The sequence below is a fragment of the Ruegeria sp. CL3 genome, from assembly GCF_056536505.1.
Genome location: NZ_JBQFPT010000004.1, coordinates 316,276 through 338,740, shown reverse-complemented (window position 1 = coordinate 338,740; position 22,465 = coordinate 316,276). Strand labels below are relative to the sequence as shown.

The 22,465-nt window shown below is 56.3% G+C and carries 21 protein-coding genes; 11 read left to right on the top strand and 10 right to left on the bottom strand.

Features of this window, described 5'->3' with window-relative positions; all coding sequences use genetic code 11:
• Positions 1-31: 31 nt before the first annotated feature.
• The 6 genes from ACR0NO_RS08150 to ACR0NO_RS08125 form a co-directional block, all read right to left on the bottom strand.
• On the bottom strand, positions 32-1,231 hold the full coding sequence (locus tag ACR0NO_RS08150; protein ID WP_170555754.1) for a TCR/Tet family MFS transporter: 1,200 nt from the start codon (positions 1,229-1,231) through the stop codon (positions 32-34).
• A gap of 97 nt (positions 1,232-1,328) precedes the next feature.
• Positions 1,329-2,042 carry an alpha/beta fold hydrolase gene (locus ACR0NO_RS08145; protein WP_480723575.1) on the bottom strand — a complete coding sequence of 238 codons (714 nt, stop codon included), beginning with the start codon at positions 2,040-2,042 and terminating at the stop codon, positions 1,329-1,331.
• 11 nt (positions 2,043-2,053) lie between these two features.
• The gene (gene pcaD, locus ACR0NO_RS08140; RefSeq protein ID WP_480723574.1) at positions 2,054-2,842 is read right to left on the bottom strand and encodes a 3-oxoadipate enol-lactonase; all 789 of its coding nucleotides are present in this window, start codon (positions 2,840-2,842) and stop codon (positions 2,054-2,056) included.
• A gap of 55 nt (positions 2,843-2,897) precedes the next feature.
• Positions 2,898-3,872: a threonine ammonia-lyase gene (locus ACR0NO_RS08135; protein ID WP_480723573.1), complete on the bottom strand. Its 975-nt coding sequence runs from the start codon at positions 3,870-3,872 to the stop codon at positions 2,898-2,900.
• Complete coding sequence (locus ACR0NO_RS08130; RefSeq protein WP_480723572.1) at positions 3,869-4,696, bottom strand: alpha/beta fold hydrolase; 828 nt, start codon at positions 4,694-4,696, stop codon at positions 3,869-3,871. Before ACR0NO_RS08130 ends, ACR0NO_RS08135 begins: the two co-directional genes overlap by 4 nt.
• Positions 4,696-5,382 carry a haloacid dehalogenase type II gene (locus ACR0NO_RS08125; protein WP_480723571.1) on the bottom strand — a complete coding sequence of 229 codons (687 nt, stop codon included), beginning with the start codon at positions 5,380-5,382 and terminating at the stop codon, positions 4,696-4,698. Before ACR0NO_RS08125 ends, ACR0NO_RS08130 begins: the two co-directional genes overlap by 1 nt.
• A 606-nt stretch (positions 5,383-5,988) precedes the next feature.
• On the opposite strand from ACR0NO_RS08125, the gene ACR0NO_RS08120 reads away from it, so the two are divergent.
• From ACR0NO_RS08120 to ACR0NO_RS08110, 3 genes are read left to right on the top strand one after another with little or no spacing between them, the layout of a single operon-like run.
• Positions 5,989-6,327: a hypothetical protein gene (locus ACR0NO_RS08120; protein WP_170640599.1), complete on the top strand. Its 339-nt coding sequence runs from the start codon at positions 5,989-5,991 to the stop codon at positions 6,325-6,327.
• A complete protein-coding gene (locus tag ACR0NO_RS08115) occupies positions 6,320-7,546 on the top strand; it encodes an HlyD family secretion protein (protein ID WP_480723570.1) in 1,227 nt (408 codons plus the stop codon). Before ACR0NO_RS08120 ends, ACR0NO_RS08115 begins: the two co-directional genes overlap by 8 nt.
• Positions 7,547-7,578: 32 nt before the next feature.
• Positions 7,579-7,905, top strand: coding sequence for an ion channel (locus ACR0NO_RS08110; protein WP_480723569.1), 327 nt, complete (start codon positions 7,579-7,581; stop codon positions 7,903-7,905).
• A 628-nt stretch (positions 7,906-8,533) separates the two neighbouring features.
• Here ACR0NO_RS08110 and ACR0NO_RS08105 read toward each other — a convergent pair.
• From ACR0NO_RS08105 to ACR0NO_RS08095, 3 genes are all read right to left on the bottom strand, one after another.
• Entirely contained in the window at positions 8,534-10,018 is a 1,485-nt protein-coding gene (locus ACR0NO_RS08105) for a BCCT family transporter (protein WP_480723568.1), read from the bottom strand.
• Between the two features lie 301 nt (positions 10,019-10,319).
• Entirely contained in the window at positions 10,320-11,687 is a 1,368-nt protein-coding gene (locus tag ACR0NO_RS08100) for a sensor histidine kinase (RefSeq protein ID WP_480723567.1), read from the bottom strand.
• On the bottom strand, positions 11,684-12,352 hold the full coding sequence (locus tag ACR0NO_RS08095; protein WP_480723566.1) for a response regulator transcription factor: 669 nt from the start codon (positions 12,350-12,352) through the stop codon (positions 11,684-11,686). Before ACR0NO_RS08095 ends, ACR0NO_RS08100 begins: the two co-directional genes overlap by 4 nt.
• Before the next feature lie 139 nt (positions 12,353-12,491).
• Between ACR0NO_RS08095 and ACR0NO_RS08090 the strand changes: the two genes are divergently transcribed.
• The 5 genes from ACR0NO_RS08090 (at position 12,492) to ACR0NO_RS08070 (ending at position 18,131) form a co-directional block, all read left to right on the top strand.
• Positions 12,492-13,580 (top strand): tricarboxylate transporter, encoded by a 1,089-nt coding sequence (locus ACR0NO_RS08090; RefSeq protein ID WP_170377047.1) that lies wholly within the window; start codon positions 12,492-12,494, stop codon positions 13,578-13,580.
• Positions 13,581-13,659: 79 nt separating this feature from the next.
• On the top strand, positions 13,660-15,690 hold the full coding sequence (locus ACR0NO_RS08085; RefSeq protein WP_480723565.1) for a tripartite tricarboxylate transporter permease: 2,031 nt from the start codon (positions 13,660-13,662) through the stop codon (positions 15,688-15,690).
• Positions 15,691-15,777: 87 nt separating this feature from the next.
• Positions 15,778-16,866, top strand: a complete 1,089-nt coding sequence (locus ACR0NO_RS08080) for a 4-oxalomesaconate tautomerase (RefSeq protein ID WP_480723564.1) — start codon at positions 15,778-15,780, stop codon at positions 16,864-16,866.
• Between the two features lie 51 nt (positions 16,867-16,917).
• A complete protein-coding gene (locus ACR0NO_RS08075) occupies positions 16,918-17,136 on the top strand; it encodes a hypothetical protein (RefSeq protein ID WP_170560189.1) in 219 nt (72 codons plus the stop codon).
• 14 nt (positions 17,137-17,150) lie between these two features.
• The gene (locus tag ACR0NO_RS08070; RefSeq protein ID WP_170690261.1) at positions 17,151-18,131 is read left to right on the top strand and encodes a D-2-hydroxyacid dehydrogenase family protein; all 981 of its coding nucleotides are present in this window, start codon (positions 17,151-17,153) and stop codon (positions 18,129-18,131) included.
• On the opposite strand, the gene ACR0NO_RS08065 is transcribed toward ACR0NO_RS08070, so the two are convergent.
• Positions 18,100-19,164, bottom strand: a complete 1,065-nt coding sequence (locus tag ACR0NO_RS08065) for an AbrB family transcriptional regulator (protein ID WP_480723563.1) — start codon at positions 19,162-19,164, stop codon at positions 18,100-18,102. The two genes, ACR0NO_RS08070 and ACR0NO_RS08065, sit on opposite strands and share 32 nt — an antisense overlap.
• A gap of 78 nt (positions 19,165-19,242) precedes the next feature.
• Between ACR0NO_RS08065 and ACR0NO_RS08060 the strand changes: the two genes are divergently transcribed.
• From ACR0NO_RS08060 to tcuB, 3 genes are read left to right on the top strand one after another with little or no spacing between them, the layout of a single operon-like run.
• Positions 19,243-19,923 (top strand): GntR family transcriptional regulator, encoded by a 681-nt coding sequence (locus ACR0NO_RS08060; protein WP_170766421.1) that lies wholly within the window; start codon positions 19,243-19,245, stop codon positions 19,921-19,923.
• 11 nt (positions 19,924-19,934) lie between these two features.
• A complete protein-coding gene (tcuA, locus tag ACR0NO_RS08055) occupies positions 19,935-21,329 on the top strand; it encodes an FAD-dependent tricarballylate dehydrogenase TcuA (protein ID WP_480723562.1) in 1,395 nt (464 codons plus the stop codon).
• A complete protein-coding gene (gene tcuB, locus ACR0NO_RS08050; protein WP_480723561.1) occupies positions 21,319-22,398 on the top strand; it encodes a tricarballylate utilization 4Fe-4S protein TcuB in 1,080 nt (359 codons plus the stop codon). Before tcuA ends, tcuB begins: the two co-directional genes overlap by 11 nt.
• Positions 22,399-22,465: the final 67 nt, after the last annotated feature.

Genomic DNA, 22,465 nt, shown 5'->3' with positions numbered 1-22,465 from the left:
CAAGACGGAAACCGTCACGGGCATGTCGGTATTACGCCACGGCAGGCCTGGCGCGCAGAAACAGGACAAACCCGGCGGCCATGAGGATCAATGCCAAGAGGAACGGTGCTCCGGGCAGGTAGAGCGACGTGTCGGGCCGGATGAACCACGCAAACACGCTGGTCATCAACAGGGGCGAGATCACCATTGACAAGGCGTGCAGAGATGTCAGGACGCCCTGAAGTTCGCCCTGTTGCGAGTCCGGCGTCGCGCGCGAGGTCAGTGCCTGTAGGGCGGGCGTGATCACGGCGCCCAAGGCGGTGATCGGGATCAGCATCAGGGCGATGGTGCCATTGGTCAGGAAGGCCAGTAGGGCGAAGCTGATGACCTCAAAACCCATGCCGCAGATGATGGTCATGCGTTCCCCAAGATGTCGCGTTGCGGGTCTGATCAATCCGCCCTGAACGGCGGCCATGCCAATGCCATAGACGCCGAGAGACAGCCCGATCATCTGCGGCGACCACCCGAAGCGCTCGGTCGTGAAATAGGACCAGATCGCGGGGTAGACGTATATTGACACCGAATAGAGGAAATAGACCCACAGTAGGGGGCGAACTCCGGGAAGGGCGGCGATGGCCTTTAGCGCGTTGATGGGGTTGGCGCGTCGCAAATTGAAGGCACGGCGAGTTTTGTCTGTGACCGTTTCGGGCATGACCATCAGCCCGAGGCCGAACGAGAGAGCGGACAGTGCTGCGGCCGCCCAGAAAGGCGCGCGCGTTCCGTATTCGGCAAGCAGGCCGCCCATTACGGGACCCAGAACAAATCCCATGCCAAAAGCCGCGCCGAGCAGGCCAAAATTGGCTGCTTTGTCTTCGGGTTTCGAGACATCTGCCATGAAGGCAGCCGCGGTCGCGTGGGTTGCGGCTGTGATCCCTCCTACAATACGACCGAGCAAAAGCAACCAGATGCTGCCTGCAATGGCCATGACCACATAGTCCAAAGCCATCACAAACAACGAGACCAGCAAGACACGCCGACGGCCATAGGCGTCTGACAGATTGCCAAGAATAGGCCCGAACACGAATTGCATGGCGGCAAAGGCGGTGCTGAGGACACCTCCCCAAAGGGCGGCGTCGGCAAGCGTTCCGCCCTGCACCTCGACGATCAGTTGCGGCATGATCGGCATCACAAGGCCGATACCCATCGCGTCAATCATGACGGTCAGAAGAACAAAGACAAATGGAAGGCGCATGAAACCCGGCTATATGACCCGGCGCTTACCGTAGAGGGGCCAGCAGGATGTGGGAAGGGCGCAAAGACACCAACCCGGATGACGTCTCGTCAGGCGGCTAAAGTTTATCCGACAGCTCATCCAGTATTTGGGCAAGTTGCCGCGGGTGCGAGAAGAACGGAGAGTGTGAGCTGTCGATATCCCGCCGAAGATGTGCTGGAATTCGCTCGCTCATATCTTTCTGATAGGCCGGAGGGATAGTGTGGTCTTCGGTGGTGCGGATATAGGCCTTTGGGACCTGGTCAAAGTGATCCCCTATTGAAAGCGGTGTGTCTTGCGGCTTGATGGCCTGCGGGCAGAGCCGGGCGAATGCATAGGGCAGGATCTCGGGCGTGCAATCATGATAGAACAGGTCCTGAACGCGGTCGGGATGCACGGTATAAGATAGCCCATCGGTGGATTTGTCGACCGCATCGCCAATGGTTTGCACCGGACCACGTCTTCGCATGTCGACCAGAGACAATCCGTCCTGAGGGACATAGGCGCAAAGATAGATCAGCGCGCGCATGGCGTGCGGGTCGGCCTCGGCCGCGGCGCTGATCGGGTAGCCGCCCCAGGAATGTCCGACAAGGATCGCGTCTGGTGTTGAGGCCGCGAGCACGGCGTCTCGGCAGCTTTCCAGCGTTACATCGCAGATTGGTGTCGGGTCCGAGCCGTGGCTGGGCATGTCGATGGCACGGGCGGAATGGCCGAAACCCTCAAGCTCGGGTATCAGGTCGCGCCAGCACCAGGCGCCGTGACAGGATCCATGGACCAATAAAAATTCGGCCAAGGGACGCTCCTTCAGATGTGACCGATCTCGGTCAGGAATTGCCGCAACAAGGCAGCGTATTCAGCGGGTTTTTCGACGCAGGGCAGGTGGCCCACCCGGCGCATCAATTCGAACCGCGAGCCGGGGATCAGGTCCACCGTTTCGCGCACCAGATCCGGCGGGGTCGATCCGTCCTCGTTGCCTGCGATCCCAAGGGTGGGCAGGCGCAGGCCGCTGGTCGGCGTGTAGAAATCGGTGCCCGCAATGGCGGCACAACAGCCCAGATAACCGTCGACCGGTTGGCTGACCATCATCTCGCGCCATGCGAGGTGTTGGTTGGCGGCAAGGAAATCGCGCGAGAACCACCGCTCCATCGTCGCATCGGCAAGCGCTTCGATCCCACCGGTGCGGACGGCCTCCATCCGGTCCTGCCAGATTTTCGGCATCCCGATCTTGGCAGCGGTGTTCGACAAAACCAGCGCGCGGACCTGATCCATCCGCTTCACCGCCAGCCCTTGGCCTATCATACCACCAATCGACAATCCGACGAAGACGCAATCCCGGATTTCGAGATGATCCAGCAGCGCCTCGGCATCCCTGATCAGCGCGCCCATGGCGTAAGGCGCAGGCGGGACCGAGGATTTGCCGTGACCGCGCTTGTCATAGCGAATGATCCGCAGTCCGTCGGGCAGGTGTGGTAGCACATCGTCCCACAGGTGCAGATTGGTGCCCAGCGAGTTTGCAAACACGATGGGCGCACCGTCTGGCGCGCCATCAATCCGGAAGTTTAGCTGAACGCCACCCAGATCAGCGATCGTCATGCTTTGGTTCCTTGCTCGGCCTTTGCGTGCAGATTGCACAAACCCGATATGGGTGTCAGGTCAGGAATTCCAACGCACGTGTAAAGACGCCGGGATCAACATTTCCGCCCGAGGCGACAACGATCACGTCATCCCCTTCGATCTGATCCTTTCGGAACAGGGCCGAGGCCAGCGACACCGCACCGCCCGGCTCCAGCACGATCTTGAGGCGCAAAAAGGCCAGCGCAGTGGCATGGAGCGCCTCGTCCTCGGTCACGGATAGACCTGGGCCGCAGAGGCGGTTGAGGATCGGAAAGGTAATGTCACCCGGTTGCGGTGTAAGGATTGCGTCGCAGATATTGCCGGCAGTTGCAGGGTTGCTTTGGATCTGCCCCGCCTCCAGCGAGCGCTTGACGTCGTCGAACCCGTCTGGTTCACACGGGCGGGCACGCAGGCCAGGGGCGTGGGCCTCAAGCGCAAGCGCGATGCCCGAGGTTAGACCTCCGCCGCCGCAACAGACCAGAACGTCGGCATTGCTCACGCCCGCGGCTTTGGCTTGTCGCGCGATCTCAAGCCCGGCGGTGCCTTGCCCCGCGATGACTTGAGGTTCGTCGTAGGGGCGGATCAGGGTCAGGCCGCGTTCTGAGGCCAGTTTATTGCCAATCTCTTCGCGGCTTTCCTTGGCTCGGTCGTACAGAACAACTTCACCGCCCAAGGCACGCGTGTTGTCGATCTTCAGCTGCGGCGCGTCCGAAGGCATTATGATGACCGAGGAGATCCCGTGCTTCGCCGCCGCCAAGGCCACCCCCTGCGCATGATTGCCCGAGGAATAGGCGATCACGCCGCGCTGCCTTTCCGCCTCGCTCAGCGCCGAGATGGCCGACCATGCGCCGCGGAATTTGAAGCTGCCGGTGTGCTGCAGGCATTCGGGTTTGACCCACACCCGCCGCCCGGCGATTTCGTCCAGAAAGGGTGAGGTCAAAAGGGGCGTCTCGCGGACATGCCCTTGCAGCCGATGGGCGGCGGCTTCGATCAGCTCTAATGTACTCATGTTTGGTCCAGAATCATGCGAATAACGGTGAGGGATTGCGGCTCGTTCAGAAAGGGCACATGGCCGCGATCCGGGATTTCAGCCGTGATCAGGCCCGGATGGCGGGACTGCATCTGTTTCAGTGTTTCTTGGCTGAGGATGTCCGAATTTGCGCCGCGCAGAACGCCCGTTGGAATGCCTTGCAGCGCCTCGAAGAAGGGCCATAGGTCCGGCACAGCGCCTGCTGCGGCTTGTTCCATCAGGGCCGTGCGCAGGGCTGGGTCATAGCGCAAAGCCAGCCCCTCGGTCGTCTCCTGATACTGGTTCTCGGCCTGCATGCGCCAAATTTCCAACGGTACATTGGGGAAGTGCGGCTCCATCACTGCCTTCAGGACGGCGGCGGCCTCATCATAGGTCTTTGAGGTGGGTGCTACGCCCACGTAGTCCATGATGCGATCGATACCTGAGGGTTCAATCACCGGACCCACGTCATTGAGGATCACGCCCGCCAGCCGGTTGGGCTGCAGCGTCGCGAGCGTCATAGCAACCATCCCGCCGCGCGACGTGCCCAAAACCGCCACTCGGTCAAAGGCCAGATGGTCCAGCAGTTCGACAACATCCTGAGTTTCGCGCAGGACGTTGTAGTTCGCGTGGTTCGGATCATGATCCGACTGCCCACGCCCCCGCGCATCCAATGTGATAAGGCGGGCATCGGCTATATACGGAGCAAGAAGCGAGAAATCGCGTCCGTTGCGCGTCAACCCTGCAAGACACAGAAGAGGAGTGCCTGTGCCACCATCCTCATAGTACAGCCGAAGCCCGTCAGACGTTTTGAATTCCGCCATTATAGCCCGGCCAGTTCGGGGATTGAGGTCAGGTCTGACAGAACATGCGCTGGTTTCCACGGCAGTCGATCCATCGGTTCGCCCGCGCGATTGACCCATGCGGTGACAAAGCCGTATCCGCTGGCTCCGGCAGCGTCCCAACCGTTCGAACTGACGAACAGAACCTCATCTCGGGAACAGCCAAACCTGTCTTGGACCAGATCATAGACCTTGGCGTGGGGTTTGAAGATACCAACGCTTTCGACCGACAGCACATCGTCCAAAACATCGCCAATACCGGCCGATTGCACCGCGCCATCCAACATGGGAGGCGACCCGTTCGACAGAATCGCGGTTTGCAGCCCGCCTTGTTTCAGCGCCTGCAGCATCTGGGGCACCTCGGGATAGGCGCGCAGCTCCCAGTATAGATCCAGCAGCCGTTGGCGCAGCTTGGCGTCCCCGTGCAGCCCCGTCGCCTCGAGCGCCCAGTCCAGCCCGTCCTGTGTGACATCCCAGAAATCGCAATGGGCGTCTGCGACGGCGCGCAGCCATGTGTATTGCAATTGCTTGAGTCGCCAGTGATTGGCCAAATCCGGCCACGTATCGCGGAGCGCCTCAAAGCCCGGCTCGGCAGCGGCCTGACGCGCCGCAGCCGCCACATCGAACAATGTGCCATAGGCGTCAAAAACACAGGTCGTGATTGCCACTAGCTCTCTCCCCTTTTTCTGGCGCAAGTTGGCACAAGAGGGCGGTGCAGGAAAGAGCCAAGGTCCGACAACACTTTGTCAGGCGCGGGCTAGTTAGGCGTAGTGCCAGTAGCGGTTTGCGCTTTTGCTGAAGCGAGAGACCAGGCATTTCTTCTGGCCGTATCAATGCAAAAACACTTTTCACCTCCTGCTGCTCAAGAGAGTAAAGTTAATCCGACAATGATCTGAGATTTGGCGGAGCCTAGGGGAAACGCCGCCGAACGCCTAATTGACAGATAATAAACACTATTGAAGTGTGTCAGTTTGCGGTGTGTTTCACCTTAGTGTCACACGTCAATGTGCACGACCTCTTCCTCCAAGTTTTGCATATCAAAGAATGCAAACCTCCTTAATGCCTTGCTTGTTCTACTGATCCTACCGACTGCTTTTCTGTTTCGGAGTGTTGCGAACGATGAAAAGTTGTAGTGTGCGGGTCTGCTTTGCAACTACCTTTCCCACGCTGTATTGAGCCGATTTAAAGCCACTTCGCTACCTGCAGCGAGATTCGTCTTTTTGATTTCAATCAGTTATATTTGAATGTGATCACTTGAAGGCGGGGTGATACATATGAACAATTCTATTTCTGACGAGGCGATGGCAAGACTCCCATTTTGGGTAACACCTCCGGAGGAGACAGACGGTTTTCTGATCGTTGTTGGGTTGGTTCTAGTCATAGTGCTGCTAGGGTTTGGTGCACTGTACTTCACGGTGCAAGCCATTCCAGACCGCATGGCAGCAGGTGCTCATAAGGTGCAAATGCAGTTGGTCGGTGTGCTTGGGTTGATCTCTCTCTTCACCCTGAACAACGCTTTCTGGATCGCGGCTATTTTGATCGCTGCCGTGCCGTTGCATGAAATCTTTCCACTCAAGACCGAAGTAGACGTCTCGGAGAGCGACGATGCTTGAGTTGGTCTTCTCTGCACTGATCACAATCGTACCGGACTACCTTTATCGCCGCTACAAGCAGGGCAAGCGGTGGGGTCACGAAATAACCCTCTTCAATGTCTGGTATGAATTGCGGTGGGGTTTGACCGCCTGTGCAATATTGGCTGTGACGCTGATCACGGTGATCTTCTATTTCCACCCTTCAACGCGGAATGTCTCAGCTGCATTTCGCACAGTTACCATTCTCTCGGATCGTGTGGGGCGCGTCGCGGAAGTCTACGTTGCCAATAATCAGGACGTTATGGCTGGCGATGCGATTTTCCGACTGGACACCACACGGCAGGAGGCGGTAGCGGAAACGGCTCAGCGACGTATCGAAGAGATTGAGGCGGCTTTGGACCTGACCGAAACGGAAGTCGCGAGCGCCACCGCCAGGGTTGAGGCGACAGAAGCTGACCTTACTCAGGCGACGAGCGATTTGGAGCGACGTCTGGAGCTTGCGGAACGAAACAACACCGTTGTTAGTGAGCAGGAACTGGAACGTTTGCAAACCGCGGTGACCGGCGCGGAAAGTCAGCGCGCAGCCGCTATTGCCTCGCTAGACGGTGCCAAATTGCGCCAAACCACCCTTCTCCCTGCACAGCTTGAAACTGCGCGTGCGGTTTTGAGAGAGGCTGAGAACGAGATATCAAAATCCACCGTGTTTGCCGAGGTGGATGGGACGGTAACGCAATTTCTCCTCAAGCCGGGTGATATCGTTAATCCAATACTACGCCCTGCCGGGATTTTGGTGCCTGAGGTTACCGGACAGGGGCGTTTTATCGCGGCTTTTGGTCAGATTTCTGCCAGCGTACTAAAGCCGGGTATGCTGGTGGAAATTACCTGCGCGTCTAAACCGTTGACCATAGTCCCGATGGTTGTGGATGACGTGCAGGGGGCGATTGCTGCGGGACAGTTCCGACCGGGTGATGCGCTTCTGGATCAGCAGGATCGAGCGCGACCCGGTACAGTTACAGCGTTCCTAGCACCTATTTTTCCAGAGCATCTTGATAGCATCCCGCCCGGAAGTGCGTGCGTGGGCGTTGCGTATACGAGCCGAGCAAAGGAAATAGACGCTGGTGAGATCACGGGCCTGCGGGCCTTCGTTGCAAAGATTGTGGATGGTATGGGTATAGCAAATGCAATTGTCTTGCGTGCACAGGCCATTCTGCTTCCTGTTAAGACATTGGTATTCAACTAGGCCCCCAAATGGCAGTGAGGTAGAGGTTCGCTATGGGTTGCGACGCCAGCTACATTTGCACGTTTCTATCAGTTTTCCTTTGGGACCTGATCTACCTGTCACCGATACTCGTATTCTTGTTGGTTTTGGTGTGCGTGCTTGGGGTATCAATTGGCCGGATCGAAGGCTGGTCGACCGGGGTGAGCCTTTACCATGCCTTCATAAACGCAACTACGGTTGGCTACGGAGACATTAAGCCGGAGAAACCCACGAGCCGGGCTTTATCGGTTGTCAACGCATTTGTTGGGCTTATCTTTGCAGGCATTATCGTCGGTATAGGTGTACATGCCGTCGAGACTGCGATGGTCGCCGATTTATAGTTAGCTATCTCACTCTTTGGTGGCTGTGCTGTAGGTCTACTAGATGACGGTTTGTTTTGTATTCAGTATGCGTCACAGCGGTGTTTCGAGCGGTCTAGACGCGACAGCAACGCCTGTGCTTGCTAACAAAATGAAATAGCCCTTTTGTGAACCTGTGCGCGTAGTTAGTGTATCGCACTTGCTGCATGAAGATGTTTAGTTTTTTAGCCGCTGCGAACGGCTGTTACTTTTCGGAAAAAAACCTCTCTGTCATCCCAGTACCAATCATAGCGTGCAGTGTGCATTTATCGTGCAGTGTGCATTTATTGAGACAACAACACCGAACTAGAGCGGCGATAACTTATAGTGACTCGCTCTATGGTACAACTCTCTCTATCCAATACGACAGATACTGGCTCGGAGAGATTTGCCAAAATTTTGCGGTAAATTCGGCCAGCACGGCGGACATTGACGCGATATATAGCGAGTGAGCGTCCTAAGTCCAAAACACTCAGTTCCTCAGAGCACCGGCTCCAGACGAGAGTCGCTTCAAACACAAATTTCTAAACGCGATTAAGCGCGAGCCAGATCAAAAAACCAACGTACAAAAAAACAGATACGTTCAACACCGTATCGACGATAGAACCTGTCATTCGGAGACCTCTTTTGAAAGCGACTTGAGGAGACAGATCACAAGTATTGGCACGATGAATACAAACGCAATTGCCGAGAGTGCGATAATGGATCTGACAAGTGAAACATCGTTTACAAGGATCATGGCTAGCCCTAGTGCGCCGAGCACCACTCCCCAGACGGTTCGAACGCTCGGCGAGGGGTTTTCGTCTCCGCCTGTTCCAATCATTGCAAGTGTGAAGCCTGCGCTCACAACGCTCGTTACAACAAAGAGGAAAGCGGCCGTGATCGTTGCGATCTGCGTGATAAACTTCAATGGAAACTGTTGCAGGAGCGCGAATGTCGTCGCATCAAGGCTCTTTTCGTTGACCTCAAGAAGATGACCACTGCCATCCAAAACATCAAAAAAACCTACACCGCCGAGCACTCCAAACCAGAAAATCGAAAAAAGAGTGGGCGCAATTATGACCCCTGCCAGAAACTCGCGTATTGTGCGCCCGCGCGAAATGCGTGCAATGAAAATGCCGACAAATGGAGACCACGCAAGCCACCAGATCATGTAGTTCAGCGTCCAGTCTTGAAACCAGGTGGAAATGCTCTGATCAAAAAATTCTGTTGTCGAAAAACCGGCAGGTATGACGTTGTAAACATAACGTCCAAAACCCGAGACGATCGAATTCATCACAAAAGACGTGGGACCGGCGACAAGTAGAAAAACCAAAAGACTGATCGCGATCGCCATGGCCAAATTTGACAGTTTTGACATTCCTTCTCCCAGATCACGTCTCAGAGGAATAAGGAAAGCAACGCACATGGCGGCAAAAATAATTGCTGTCAGATAAGGAGAATTTGGAATTCCAAGAACTCCTGCCAGTCCTGTTTGAATTTGAAACACACCCATGGCCAACGAACCCGCTAGGCCAACGGCTATGGCGACGACGGATAAGAAATCGAACAGCCAAGCCAATCCGCGGGTCCAAGTTTTCTCGCCGTACACGTCCAGCAACGGAGCGCTTAGCAGCAACGAGCGCTCACGTCGAAACGCAAAATAGGCAACTATCAGTGCTACGACACCGTAGATGGCCCAGGCGTGGAACCCCCAGTTCAAATAGGTGACGAACATGGCGAGCCTTGCGGCTTCTGGATCGGAAGAAAAATCGCGTATTACCGAAAAGTGGGTGAGCGGCTCTGATACGCCAAAAAACAGTAGGCCTACACCCATACCTGCGGCGAAAAGCATTGCAATCCAAGCTGTAGTCGAAAACTCAGGCTCTGAACCTTCCGGTCCAATTCGGATAGAGCCGTACTTGGAAACTGCGAGATAAATTGCCAGCAACAAAAGTGCGCTAGCTTCGAGCATAATGAACCAGCCTCGGCTTTCGAACTGGATAGTGACAATTCTTGAGGAGACGGAACCCAAGCCGTGCGGGTCGACAACACCCCATAATGCAATACAGCTGCTGACGAAGAGAGCCGAAATCAAAAGCGCATTAACTTTCATAAACTACCCAATCGAAGAAGAATGGCTTCGCTCAATCGTAACAGCGATTATCCAGCTCTAATAGCTGGAAACTTTTCTTTCCGGATTGGAACAGATAGCCGTTTTGTCCCGCCTTACAGTCGTTCGATTCGTATAGACCAGCCAATTCCATCAGATGCCTAGTTTGAGCTCAAGGGCGACACAGGCATAGATGTTGAGCGCCGCGCTCGTCGCTCAGGGCGAAAATCTGACTTTCGCTGCAATCGCAAATATGCGTTTTGATTTTGACTGGTTTCGGGTTTCGAGCGGAATTGGAAACAGCTTACAGGGCTATGGGGAGCTTAAGGGTAATGGTCGCGCCTCTTTCGACTTGGTTGATTTCGACCATTCCTCCGTGGCGCTGCGCCACTGCCGAGACGATTGACAACCCCAATCCGCTGCCCTCGGAATACTCTATCTGGGAAAACCTGCCGAATGCTGCTTCGCTTTGGTCGGGCGACAGGCCAGCACCATCATCGGCCACCGTTAGCTTGACGTATTTGCCGTCACTCCGCAGCACAACTGAGATTTGGCTCAACTTTGAGCCACCGTGTTTGACTGCGTTGTCCAACAGGTTCTTTAGAGCCTCAATCAGAAAGATACGGTCGCCGAATACCGTGACTGCTGTCTCATGCATTGTGACATCAAACTCGATACCCTTTGCGAGGATGTGAACGCCCATCTCCGCGCAGGCCTCTTCCACGACCGAGCGGAAGTCAATTTTATCCATTTGGTCTTGGTGCGTCGGCTGCCTAAGCCTCTCAAGTGACAACAGCTGTTCAGCAACTGTTGCTGAGTTTTTTGCTGCCGCAACAAGTTCTGTGATGCGTTTTTCTCGGTCGTCATCCGTTTGCGCGTCCTGCAACGCTTCGGCCATTGACTGCACGGCCGCCGCCGGATTTCTCAGCTGATGTGCAGCTTCGGATATAAACACTTGATGGGCGTTGATACTATTTTCCACCTGTCCAAAAAGTCGGTTCAGGGTTCTGACAACTCCTTGAACTTCGATCGGGACGGGGCGCTTGATCTCACTGAGGTCATCTGGTGAACGCAAGTCAATAGCGTCCTGCAAATCCAACAAGGGCCTCAGACCACGCGCGACGCCGAACCATACCACAATTGCGAGAGTGGCCAGCAGAATTCCCATAAGAATTCCAGCGCGGATTGACAGTTCATTTGCGAAAGCGTTGCGATCCGCCATACGTTGCCAAACCGTAACTGTCGCATCTCCGACTAGATTTTCTATGGTCACGCGTTCCGTCATCTTGAGAACGCGAACTGGTTCTTGGCGGTAGAGCGCTTCGAAAAACTGCGGCTTGTACACCTCTTGAGTAGACGGGTTGGTGGCTGCCGGTGGGTAGGCATAGCCTGTCACATAGATGCCACCGGGTCCCGTTACATGGTAAAAAATTTCTCCGCCCGATGCGTCGCGGATCATGCTGCGTGTCGTTGGTGAAAGCGCATCACCCCCCGAAATGGCAACATCTCGCGATATTGCGAGGCCAGCAGATAAAAGGCTGTCGTCGAACAATTCTTGAGCCGTATTCTGCGCAATCATAAAACGCCAAAGACCAAGCAGAGCGGCAATTAGCACCAAGGGGGTTAGGATAAGAATGAAAAGTCTTAACCTGAGCGAGCCGTGATTGATCACTTCTGCACCTCAAGCAGATATCCCAGACCACGAGCTGTCTTAATTCTAATACCGAGATCTTGAAGACGTTTTCTCAGCCGAGACACATGAGGCTCTACGGCCGAGGCCTCGACATCGGCACCCACGCCATAGACGTAATCTGTAAGTTGGCCTTTGGGAACAATTCTGCCCCTGCGCTCTAACAGGCATTCAAGCACCGCGATTTCCCGCCGCGGAATATCCAGAACTTCGCCTTGCACACTAACCTGACGGGCAGCGCGGTCAAATTCCAGACCTCCAATGCTCTCCTTTGCGCCGTAGTCGAGATCTTTGCGTCGAGAAAGCGCCCGGATGCGTGCTTCCAACTCGTCCATCTCGAACGGCTTAACCAGGTAATCATCGGCGCCCATATCCAACCCCGAAACCCGGTCGCTTGTTTCGGCACGTGCAGTCAGCAAGATCACTGGTACGCCGTCACCGCGATTGCGAAGGGATTTCAGGATCTCCAACCCTGACTGTCCGGGCAAATTGATATCCAGAACAACCAAGTCGGCACCCTCTTGCGCAAGATACAAGTCAGCCTCGTCGCCATCCGTAAGCACTTCTGCCGCATGACCGCGGTCACGCAGACGATAAGCAATAGCGTTGGCGAGGGTCTCGTTGTCTTCGACGATGACGATCCGCATCGAGTCTCCTGCAAGTTTCGCGCAAGGTTGGCGCTCCATGATTGCCAGATGGGAGGGGGAATCAACCCCACAGTTCTATTTGCGATCACGGTGGCGCAGAGGGCGCTAGCGTGGTTGTCTGGTCAACAGGGAGGAACCAATGACCATTTCCAACTTCACCCGTCGCGCCGTCGTGGGGCTGATCGCCGCCGCCGGTATCGCCGCACCTGCCGCTGCCGAGGTCGATTTCTCGGGCAAGACCGTTGAATGGGTCATCCCGTTCTCGGAAACGGGCGGGTCTGCCAAATGGGCCAACTTCTTTGCGCCGCTTCTGTCCGAAGCACTGCCGGGTCAACCGACTGTTGTTGTGAAATTCATGCCCGGTGCCGGATCGACCAAAGGCGCAAACTGGTTTCAAGAGCAGAGCCACGACGATGGAACGCTGCTGTTTGGCACCTCCGGTTCAACTCAATTCCCGTATCTGCTGAGCGATCCGCGCGTGCGCTATGAATACAACGACTGGATTCCGGTTATGGCGTCGGGCACTGGTGGTGTTGCCTATCTGAACGCCGAGGATGGCGCCAAGTTTGATGGCTCCGCTAATGCGCTGAAAGACACCAACTTCATCTACGGTTCGCAGGGCGCGACACGTCTTGACCTTGTGCCGCTGCTGGCCTGGCAAATGCTGGGTATGAATGTCGAGCCTGTCTTCGGCATCAAAGGCCGTGGCGATGGTCGTCTAATGTTCGAACGAGGTGAAGCCAACATCGACTATCAGACCTCGTCCGGCTACTTGGGTGGTTCGGCCCCGCTGGTCGAATCCGGTCAGGCTGTGCCGATGATGACCTGGGGTGCTCTGGATGCAGACGGCAATATCGTCCGTGACCCGACCTTCCCGGACATCCCGACCTTCAAGGAAGTCTGTGAAGCCACTGATGGCTGTGAAACCAGCGGTGAGGCATGGGATGCTTGGAAAGCATTCTTTGTAGCCGGTTTCCCGGTTCAAAAGCTGGCCTTCCTTCCGGGTGATACACCTCAGGAAGTGGTCGACGCATACACCGCCGCATTCCAGGCTGTAACCGAGCGCGGCGACTTTGCCGAAATCTCGTCAAAGCGCGTCGGCAAGTACCCGGTGTTCGTAGGCGACGGCTCTAAGGCGGCGCTGCAAACCGCAACAAATGTCGACGACAACGCCAAAGCCTACGTTCTGAACTGGCTCAAAGAAGCCTATGGTGTCGAGCTGAACTAAGCCCAGACACCACCGCGCGTGCCCCAATGTCGGGCGCGCGCATTTCCAAACACAAGAAAATTTATGAAAGGCGGCCGCTATGGAGGTTTTCGCCACCGCTCTTCCTGCGCTGAGTGATGCGTGGGGTCTGATCCTGCAACCTATTGTTCTGGGATATCTTATTCTCGGTGTCGTTATGGGACTGGCCGTAGGCGTCTTTCCTGGGCTTGGCGGTATCGCTGGTCTGTCTTTGTTACTGCCTTTTATGTTCGGCATGGACCCTATTCTTGGTTTGGCGCTGATGATCGGGATGGTTGCTGTTGTTCCGACCTCCGACACCTTTGCGTCGGTTCTTATGGGCATCCCCGGCAGCTCCGCCTCACAGGCGACGGTGCTGGATGGCTTCCCGATGGCGAAGAAGGGCGAGGCCGCGCGGGCATTGTCAGCGGCCTTTGCGTCATCGCTGTTTGGCGGTTTGGTCGGCGCGACTTTTCTGACCATGTTCATCCTGATCGCGCGGCCAATCGTTCTGGCATTCGGCCTGCCCGAGATGCTGATGATCACCATTCTTGGCTTGTCGATGGTCGCCATTCTCGCCGGACGTATCCCGCTAAAAGGCGTTGCCGCCGCTGGGCTGGGCCTGATGGTCGGCACGATTGGCGAAGCGGACGCAGGTGGCTCACTTCGTATGGCCACTTATGACATTCCTTACCTGACGGACGGTCTGAAATTGGTCATCGTTGGCTTGGGTATCTTTGCGGTGCCGGAAATCGTCTCGCTGTTGCGTCAAGACCGATCCATTGCCAAGGGCGCTTCGCTAGGAGCTGGTTGGTTTGATGGCGTCAAAGACTGGGCTGCGAACATTTGGCTGTCGGTCCGCTGTTCGATCATTGGCGTGGTTGTGGGTGTCATTCCCGGCCTTGGGGGCTCGGTTGTTGACTGGATCGCTTATGGCCACTCGGTTCAATCGACCAAAGACAAAAGCAACTTCGGCAAGGGCGAAGTGCGTGGCGTCATCGGGCCTGAAAGCTCGAACAACGCCAAAGAGGGCGGGGGGCTGGTCCCGACGCTGCTGTTTGGCATCCCCGGTTCGGGTTCGATGGCGATCTTTATCGGCGCAGTTGCACTGTTGGGATCCGGCGATATCGAGGTTGGTCCGAGCATGCTCAAGGATAATCTCGACATCACCTATTCGATTGTCTGGTTGCTGGCTCTTGCCAACGTGGTGGGCACGATCCTGTGTATCGCTGCCTCGGGTGGCATCGCCAAACTAACGACGATCCGCTTCACCTATCTGGCGCCGTTTCTGTTCATGCTGATCAGCTTTGCGGCATTCCAATCCGGTCAGAATTTCGAAGACCTTCTGGCCCTGTTTGTCATCGGTCTGATAGGCATCTTCCTGCGCCGTTTCGACTGGTCACGCCCGGCCTTCCTGATTGGATTCGTGTTGTCCAACCCGGTTGAGAAGTTCACCAACCAGGCGTTCCAGATCGCCTCTTTCCGCTTCCGCAAAAGCTTTGGCGAAGGCATGGAGTACGTCTTCAGCCCGATCGTCATCGTCCTGATCGTGGTCACTGTGGTTTCTGTCATTCTAGGCATTCGTCAAGCCAAGATGATCATGGCCGAAGGTGAGGTTAAATCCGGCAGCAAGCGCGCGCCGCTAATCTTCCTGCTGGTGATCATGGCTTACCTGATCGTGGCGTTGATCAATGCCAACATGATCCCTGACTACAACATGACCGACAAGATCATCCCGCTGGTGATCGGCAGCGTGTCGCTGTTCTGCTGCATCATTCTTTTGATCCAGATGATGCGGCGACCCGAAGGGGATGCGATCTTTGCTGACAAGGAACTCGCTGGTGAGGATGCAAGCGCGCCGCATGGGCTTTGGTCAACGCTCGCGTGGTTTGCAGGTCTGATCGCGGCCACTTGGGTTGTGGGGTTCATCCTCGCCCTGATCGGGTTCCTGATCGCATTCTTCCGCATTCGCGCCGGGTCCAGTTGGCAGATGACGCTACTCCTGACGGCCTGCGGCATCGGTTTCATGTGCTTCATGGCTGGCGCTTTGAACCGGGATTTCCCGCCGGGCCTGCTGCAAGACATGGTGAACCTGCCATGGCCGCTCAAGTAGGCGCTCCATGTTTGTCCGGTCTGCCAATCTGGCGGCTGGGCAGCACAGAAATCAGAAATTTCAACGGTTTGTAAAGGAGGGTTCGCAATGACACAGACAGCAATCCCATATGTTTTCATGCGCGGCGGCACTTCCCGAGGGCCTTATTTTCGACGCTCTGATCTGCCTGAAGATAGGGATAAGTTGGCTGATGTTCTGGTCGCTGCCCTCGGGGCTGGGCAAGCGCTCAATATCGACGGGATCGGTGGTGGTAACGCAGTGACGACCAAGGTTGCGATGCTGTCTGCCAGCGAGGACGACTGGGCCGATATCGACTATTTCTTCGCGCAAGTTTCTGTGGATGAGAAACTGGTCGATTTCAAACCCACCTGCGGAAACATCCTCTCAGGAGTTGGTCCTGCTGCGATCGAAATGGGATTGTTTCAGCCCGACGGCGATGAGACCGAAATCCGCATTCGCGCCATCAACACAGGCGCCCGCGTCATTGCCAAAGTGCAGACCCCGGGCGGCGATTTGGTCTATGAGGGTAACGCGGAAATCGCCGGAGTTCCCGGCTATTCTGCACCGGTGAAACTGAGTTTTATGGGCGTTGTGGGCTCAGCAACAGGTGCATTTCTGCCCACTGGAAATTTGCGCGATACAGTGCAGGGGATCGAGCTGACGTGCATGGATGTCGCTATGCCGATGGCGATAGCCCGAGCGGAGGATTTCGGGCTGACAGGATATGAAAGCGCCGAAGAGTTGGATGCCAATCGTGCTTTCTTTGATCGGATGGAGGCCATGCGGATCGAAGCCGGGGAACGGATGGGTATGGGGGACGTATCGAAATCGGTAACTCCCAAATTCGGCCTGATGGCACCCGCCAGAGAGGGTGGAACCCTTGCGGTTCGGTATTTCATGCCATGGAAAACCCACCCAACTATGGCCGTAACGGGAGCGCAATGCATGGCGTCTTGCGCCTTGACGCCCGGAACCGTCGCAGACGGGTTGCTTGATCGCCCGGATTCAAGTCCGGCTGACGTTGTGTTGGAGCACGCCTCAGGCAAGATCGACGTTCTGGTGGACTTCTCAAACGACGAGGAGTTCAACGTGAATGCCGCCGGTCTGGTGAGAACAGCGCGCAAATTGGCGGATGGGCATGTCTATGTACCGGAATCTGTGTGGAACGACAGTTGAAAGGGCGGCTCTTAAAAGGTATACTATAGTATACATTGTGAGGATGCCTCGATGGATGACTATTCTGAATGCCTCGATATCGCGCGTCAGGAACTCAGGCTTGCGCAGTCGGTTCTGCGGAGGGACATCGCGGACTACCCGACGCCGATTGCCGGATGTGATGAGCAATTCAACCATTTGCTGGATCAACGCGAACGTGTTCGCAACGCGTTAGAAGCGCTCGACACACGTCATTTTGTGCCGACGCCAAGAAAACTGAGCACCGAATAGGGTATTGAAAACCGATGAAAGTTCACATTCTGGATGATTGGTTTGATACACTGCAGGGCCTGCCCTGTTTTGAAAAGCTATCTCGCCATGACGTAAAGGTCTGGACAGACCATGTCGAAGATACCAGCGAATTGGCTGAACGCTTGCAGGAGGCTGAGGCACTGGTGTTGTTTCGAGAACGTACCAAGGTCACCCGCGAATTGGTTCAAAAACTCCCAAACCTGAAATTGATCAGTCAACGCAGCGTATACCCGCATGTCGATGTGTCGGCATGTTCGGATAGCGGAGTGCTGCTGTGTTCGAACATGCACGGCGGCACACCCTCATATGCCGCAGCTGAACTGACATGGGCGCTGATCATGGCTGGGATGCGCGATTTGCCTGCGCAGATGGCCTCGGTCAAAGCCGGGCATTGGCAGGCCGGGGTTGGCAAGACCCTGAGGGGGCGGCAGCTGGGGCTCTATGGATATGGTCGCATCGCCCGTGCCGTTGCCGGCTATGCCGAGGCTTTCGGCATGAATGTGGTCTGGTGGTCCTCGGACGAAGGCCGGGCACGGGCGCAGGCAGACGGCGTGCAGGTCGCAGCAAGCCGCGAAGCGTTCTTTGCCAATAGTGATGTTGTGTCTGTCCATGTTCGTCTGAAGCCAAACACAAACGGCATCATCACAGCGTCAGATTTCTCGCAGATGCAACCGCGAGCGTTGTTTGTGAACACCTCCCGGGCCGGGCTGATCGCTCCGGGTGCTTTGTTGTACGCGCTGAACGCCGGTCGCCCGGGCAAGGCCGCCATTGATGTCTTCGATACAGAGCCACTCACCGACCCGAATGACCCGTTGCTATCGCACCCAAACCTGATCGCGACCCCGCATATCGGCTTTGTGACCGAGGACGAATTCGACCTGCAATTCGCAGACATTTTCGATCAGGTGAACGCCTATGCTGAAGGCGCTCCCATTCACATGATCAACCCCGAGGTTTGGACCAGCGCAGGATAAGATTTGCCGCTATGGGCGCACCGATGATCACCAGCACGATCCTTGTCAGATGGTGCGTGATCACAAAGCCCAGATCCGCGCCCGAAACGATAGCTAGCACTGTCATCTCAGCCTGTCCGCCGGGGGCAAAGGCCAAGAAAGCCTCGACCGGTTGACCGAAGCCCAACGTGGTGACAACAGCAGTGAAGGCGGCCGCGAGGATCGCAAGGACAATGACATAGGCGAAGCCTGCTGCAACCACCCGGCGGAGTTCGACCCAAGTGACGCCCACGAACTTCACGCCTATCCCGCAACCGATGAAGAACTGCGCTGCAAGGATGGCCTCGCGCGGTGGTCGGGTGTGAATGAAATCCCCTAGTGACAAGGCTGCTGTCAGGATCATAGGGCCGAGGATGGATGCCCCGAATAGGCCAATCCGCTCACCGCCTTTCCAGCCTATAAGGGCGGCCAGCACCATCAGCGCCAGCTCATGTATTGGGAGCTCGCGCGCAGGCTCTCCGATCGGATTGGTGAGTTGGGCATCGTAAAACACCGTTAGAAACAGCGGGGCCAGAGTAACGATAATCAGTACGCGCGTACCGTGGATTAGCGAAAGTGTACGCGGGTTGGCGCCTGCTTCGGCTCCAAAGATGATCATGTCCTGCAATCCGCCCGGCATGGCGGCGTAAAATGCGGTCGTGGTGTCAAACCCCCAGATCTTGCGAAAGAAGGGCACGCCGACCAGTGCGATCAGCAGGATGAAGAACGGGACCAGTGCAATAGACGCGGCCATTTTCGGCAGCTCGGCAAAAAGGGCAGGGGTAATCGAAGCCCCAACTGCAACGCCGAGTATGGTGCGCGCTGCAACCGAGACCTGACCAAAACCTTCCATAGGGGCATGCGCCAGGGCAGCGATCAGACAAGCGCTCATCGGGCCGAAAAGAAAGGGCAGCGGCAGGTTCAACGACCAAAATACTCCGGTGCCCAGTAGTGCAAGGACCAGCGTTACGGCCCGCTTTTTCAGGAGAGAAGGTGTTTTGTTTTGGGCGGGCAAGGCGCGGCTTCCGACAATATTGACTCGCTATGTATCCAAATGTATACAACTGGACGCAAGAAGACAAGTGAGCGTTCGATGACCATTCAAGACGACCCCTTACAGCCTGGCCCACAAGGCAATTCAGCGTATCAACGCCTGCTGGACGAGATTCGGGATGGCACACTTTTGCCTGGCGAACGCCTGCGCGAGATTGAGTTGTCGGAACGACTAGGCGTCAGCCGTACTCCCGTACGCGAGGCTATCCGGCAGTTAGAGGCCGACGGGCTAGTCACTCACGTGCCCCGGCAGGGCGCAACCGTCCGCAGCCTTGATTACGCCGAAGTAATGGAACTCTATGAAATGCGCGCGGTTCTCGAGGGAACTGCCGCCCGTTTAGCCGCGCGTGCTGCATCGGATGTCGAGTTGGACGAGTTGAGCGTTTTGAATGATCGCTTGGCTGAGGCTGGTACCGGCTCGGAAGCGGCTCGGATCAACCGGATTTTCCACGCCACACTTTTGGACGCAGCAAAGAACCGGTTTCTTGCCAAGTCTATGTTGTCTTTGCAAAAAGCGCTGTTGATTCTTGGGCCGTCGCAATTGCTGGACGGTGATCGGGCCGAGACAGCAGTGGCAGAGCATAAGCGCGTCATGGCTGCCTTAAAGGCCCGCGACGGCGCAGCGGCTGAAACAGAAATGCGTGCGCATATTCAGGCCGCACAACGGATGCGTATTCGGGCGTTGCAAGAGCGCGACCGGACAACCGACGAAAATCAATAGGTAGACAGGATATGGCCACCCAAAAGGAAGCTTATGATATCGCTGTGATCGGCGGTGGGAACGCAGCCCTTTGCGCCGCGATGACCGCTGCCGAGGCAGGCGCCCGTGTTCTGATCCTCGAGACGGCGCCAAAACCCTATCGTGGTGGAAACTCCCGCCATACGCGCAATTTTCGTTGTATGCATGGCGCTCCTCTCGGCCCGCTGATCGAAGAATACAGTGAAGATGAGTATCTTGAAGATCTGCTAATGGTCACTGGCGGCAAAACCGACGAACATCTTGCTCGCCTCGCGATCCGAAACTCCGAGGAATGCCTGCCGTGGATGGAAGAACACGGGGTGCGGTTCCAACCCTCTCTGTCCGGGACATTGTCACTGGCGCGGACCAACGCCTTCTTCATGGGGGGCGGGAAGTCTCTGGTAAACGCATATTACCGAACTGCTACTGGTTTGGGTGTCGATGTTCTGTACGAAGCTGCTGTCACGCATCTGGAGCTGAATGGTGATCGGATCGAGTGGGTCGACTACACCTATGAGGGCCAGTCTCATCGCATCACGCCCAAGGCGGTCATTGTTGCCTCGGGTGGGTTTCAGGCCGACACGGATTGGCTGACCCGTGCATGGGGTGAACCTGCTAAGAATTTCTTGATCCGGGGCACACCCTATAACCGTGGCGTAGTTCTGTCCGATCTGTTGGATCAAGGTGTCGACAGCGTCGGCGATCCGACCCAGTGCCACGCCGTCGCCATTGACGGGCGCGCGCCGAAGTTTGACGGCGGTATCGTCACCCGCCTGGACTGCGTGCCGTTTTCAATTGTCGTGAATAAGAATGCCGAGCGGTTTTATGACGAGGGCGAAGAAGTATGGCCCAAGCGCTATGCGATTTGGGGGCGTCTTGTCGCGGCCCAGCCGGATCAAGTTGGCTATGTGATCATCGATGCGAAGTCGCTGAACCTGTTTATGCCCTCGGTCTTTCCACCGCTGAAGGCGGACACCTTGGAAGAACTGGCCGGAATGATGGATCTGCCCGCCGACAAGCTGAAGGCGACCGTTGCTGAATTCAACGAAGCATGCGGTGATACCAGTGGGTTTCATCCGACCGAGTTGGACGGGGTCACGACCTCGGGTCTGACACCGCCCAAGACGAACTGGGCGCGTCCGATCACCGAGCCGCCCTTTTATGGCTACTCACTGCGCACCGGCGTGACCTTCACCTATCTGGGTCTGAAGGTCGACGATACCGCCCAATGTTCGACCGCCAACGGCAAGATCAAGAACCTTTGGGCCGCCGGCGAGACGATGGCCGGGTCAATCTTGGGGCAAGGCTACTTGGCCGGGTTCGGCATGACCATCGGAACCGTTTTTGGACGCATCGCAGGACGTGAGGCTGCAGCCTATGCAAACTGAACTTATTCAAGAAGCCCGGCGTCAGGCCGAGATTTGCAACGCCTGTCGGTATTGCGAGGGCTACTGCTCAGTCTTTCCATCCCTGCATGCGGAACGTGCGTTTTCCGATGGAGATATCACGCAACTCGCCAACCTCTGCCACAACTGCCGAGGTTGCTACTACGCCTGTCAGTACACAGCTCCGCACGAGTTTGACCTGAATCTACCGAAAGCTCTGGCCGAAGTGCGGCGGGACAGCTGGGAAAGCTTCGCCTGGCCGCAGCCTCTGGCGCGCCGGTTTCACACTCACGGCGGGGCTATTGCCTTGGCACTGGCAATTGGATTTGCCCTGTTGTTCTGGGCAATTCGCGCCATTGGATCAAGCGGAGGAGAGGGGTTCTATGCCGTCCTGTCCCACAATGCGATGGTCGCAATCTTTGCGCCGGCATTCCTGTTGCCGCTCTTCAGCGTGGCTATCAGCCTAAGGCGCTATTTGGCGGAAGTTGGCGGCAAACCCATCCAAATGACTGATTTGAAGGCCGCCTTCAAACGCGCCGGCAAGATGCAGGATCTGGCTGCCGGGCATGGTGAGGGATGTAACTTTGAAGATGAAGATCGGTTCAGCCAGGGGCGCCGTCACATTCACCACGCTATCATGTACGGCTTCCTGCTGTGTTTCGCGTCGACTTCGGTGGCGACGGTTATGCACTACGGGTTCGGGTTGCATGCGCCTTACGGGTTCTGGTCCCTGCCAAAACTCTTCGGCGTTTCCGGAGGTATCCTGCTGACAGTGGGATGCGGAGCTATGGTTCTGCTCAAGCAAAAATCTGATCGAGAGCTTGGCGACCCGTCTGCTTGGGGCGGTGACATAGGTTTCATCCTGCTGCTTGGTTTTGTCGGCCTGAGCGGGCTGGTCCTTTACGCCCTTGGTTCAACGTCTCTGATGCCTGCGCTGCTTGCTATCCATCTGGGATCGGTTCTGACTTTCTTCCTGCTAATGCCCTACACCAAGATGGCTCATGGCTTCTTTCGGCTCGCGGCTTTGATCAGAGACGCGCAGCGGAAGAGAGAACTATCAGTTGTTTCCTAGTAAACACCCAACGCTAGGCGCGTTTCTTTATCTTCCTTCAGCTGGAAGTTGTAGTATACGGCCTTGA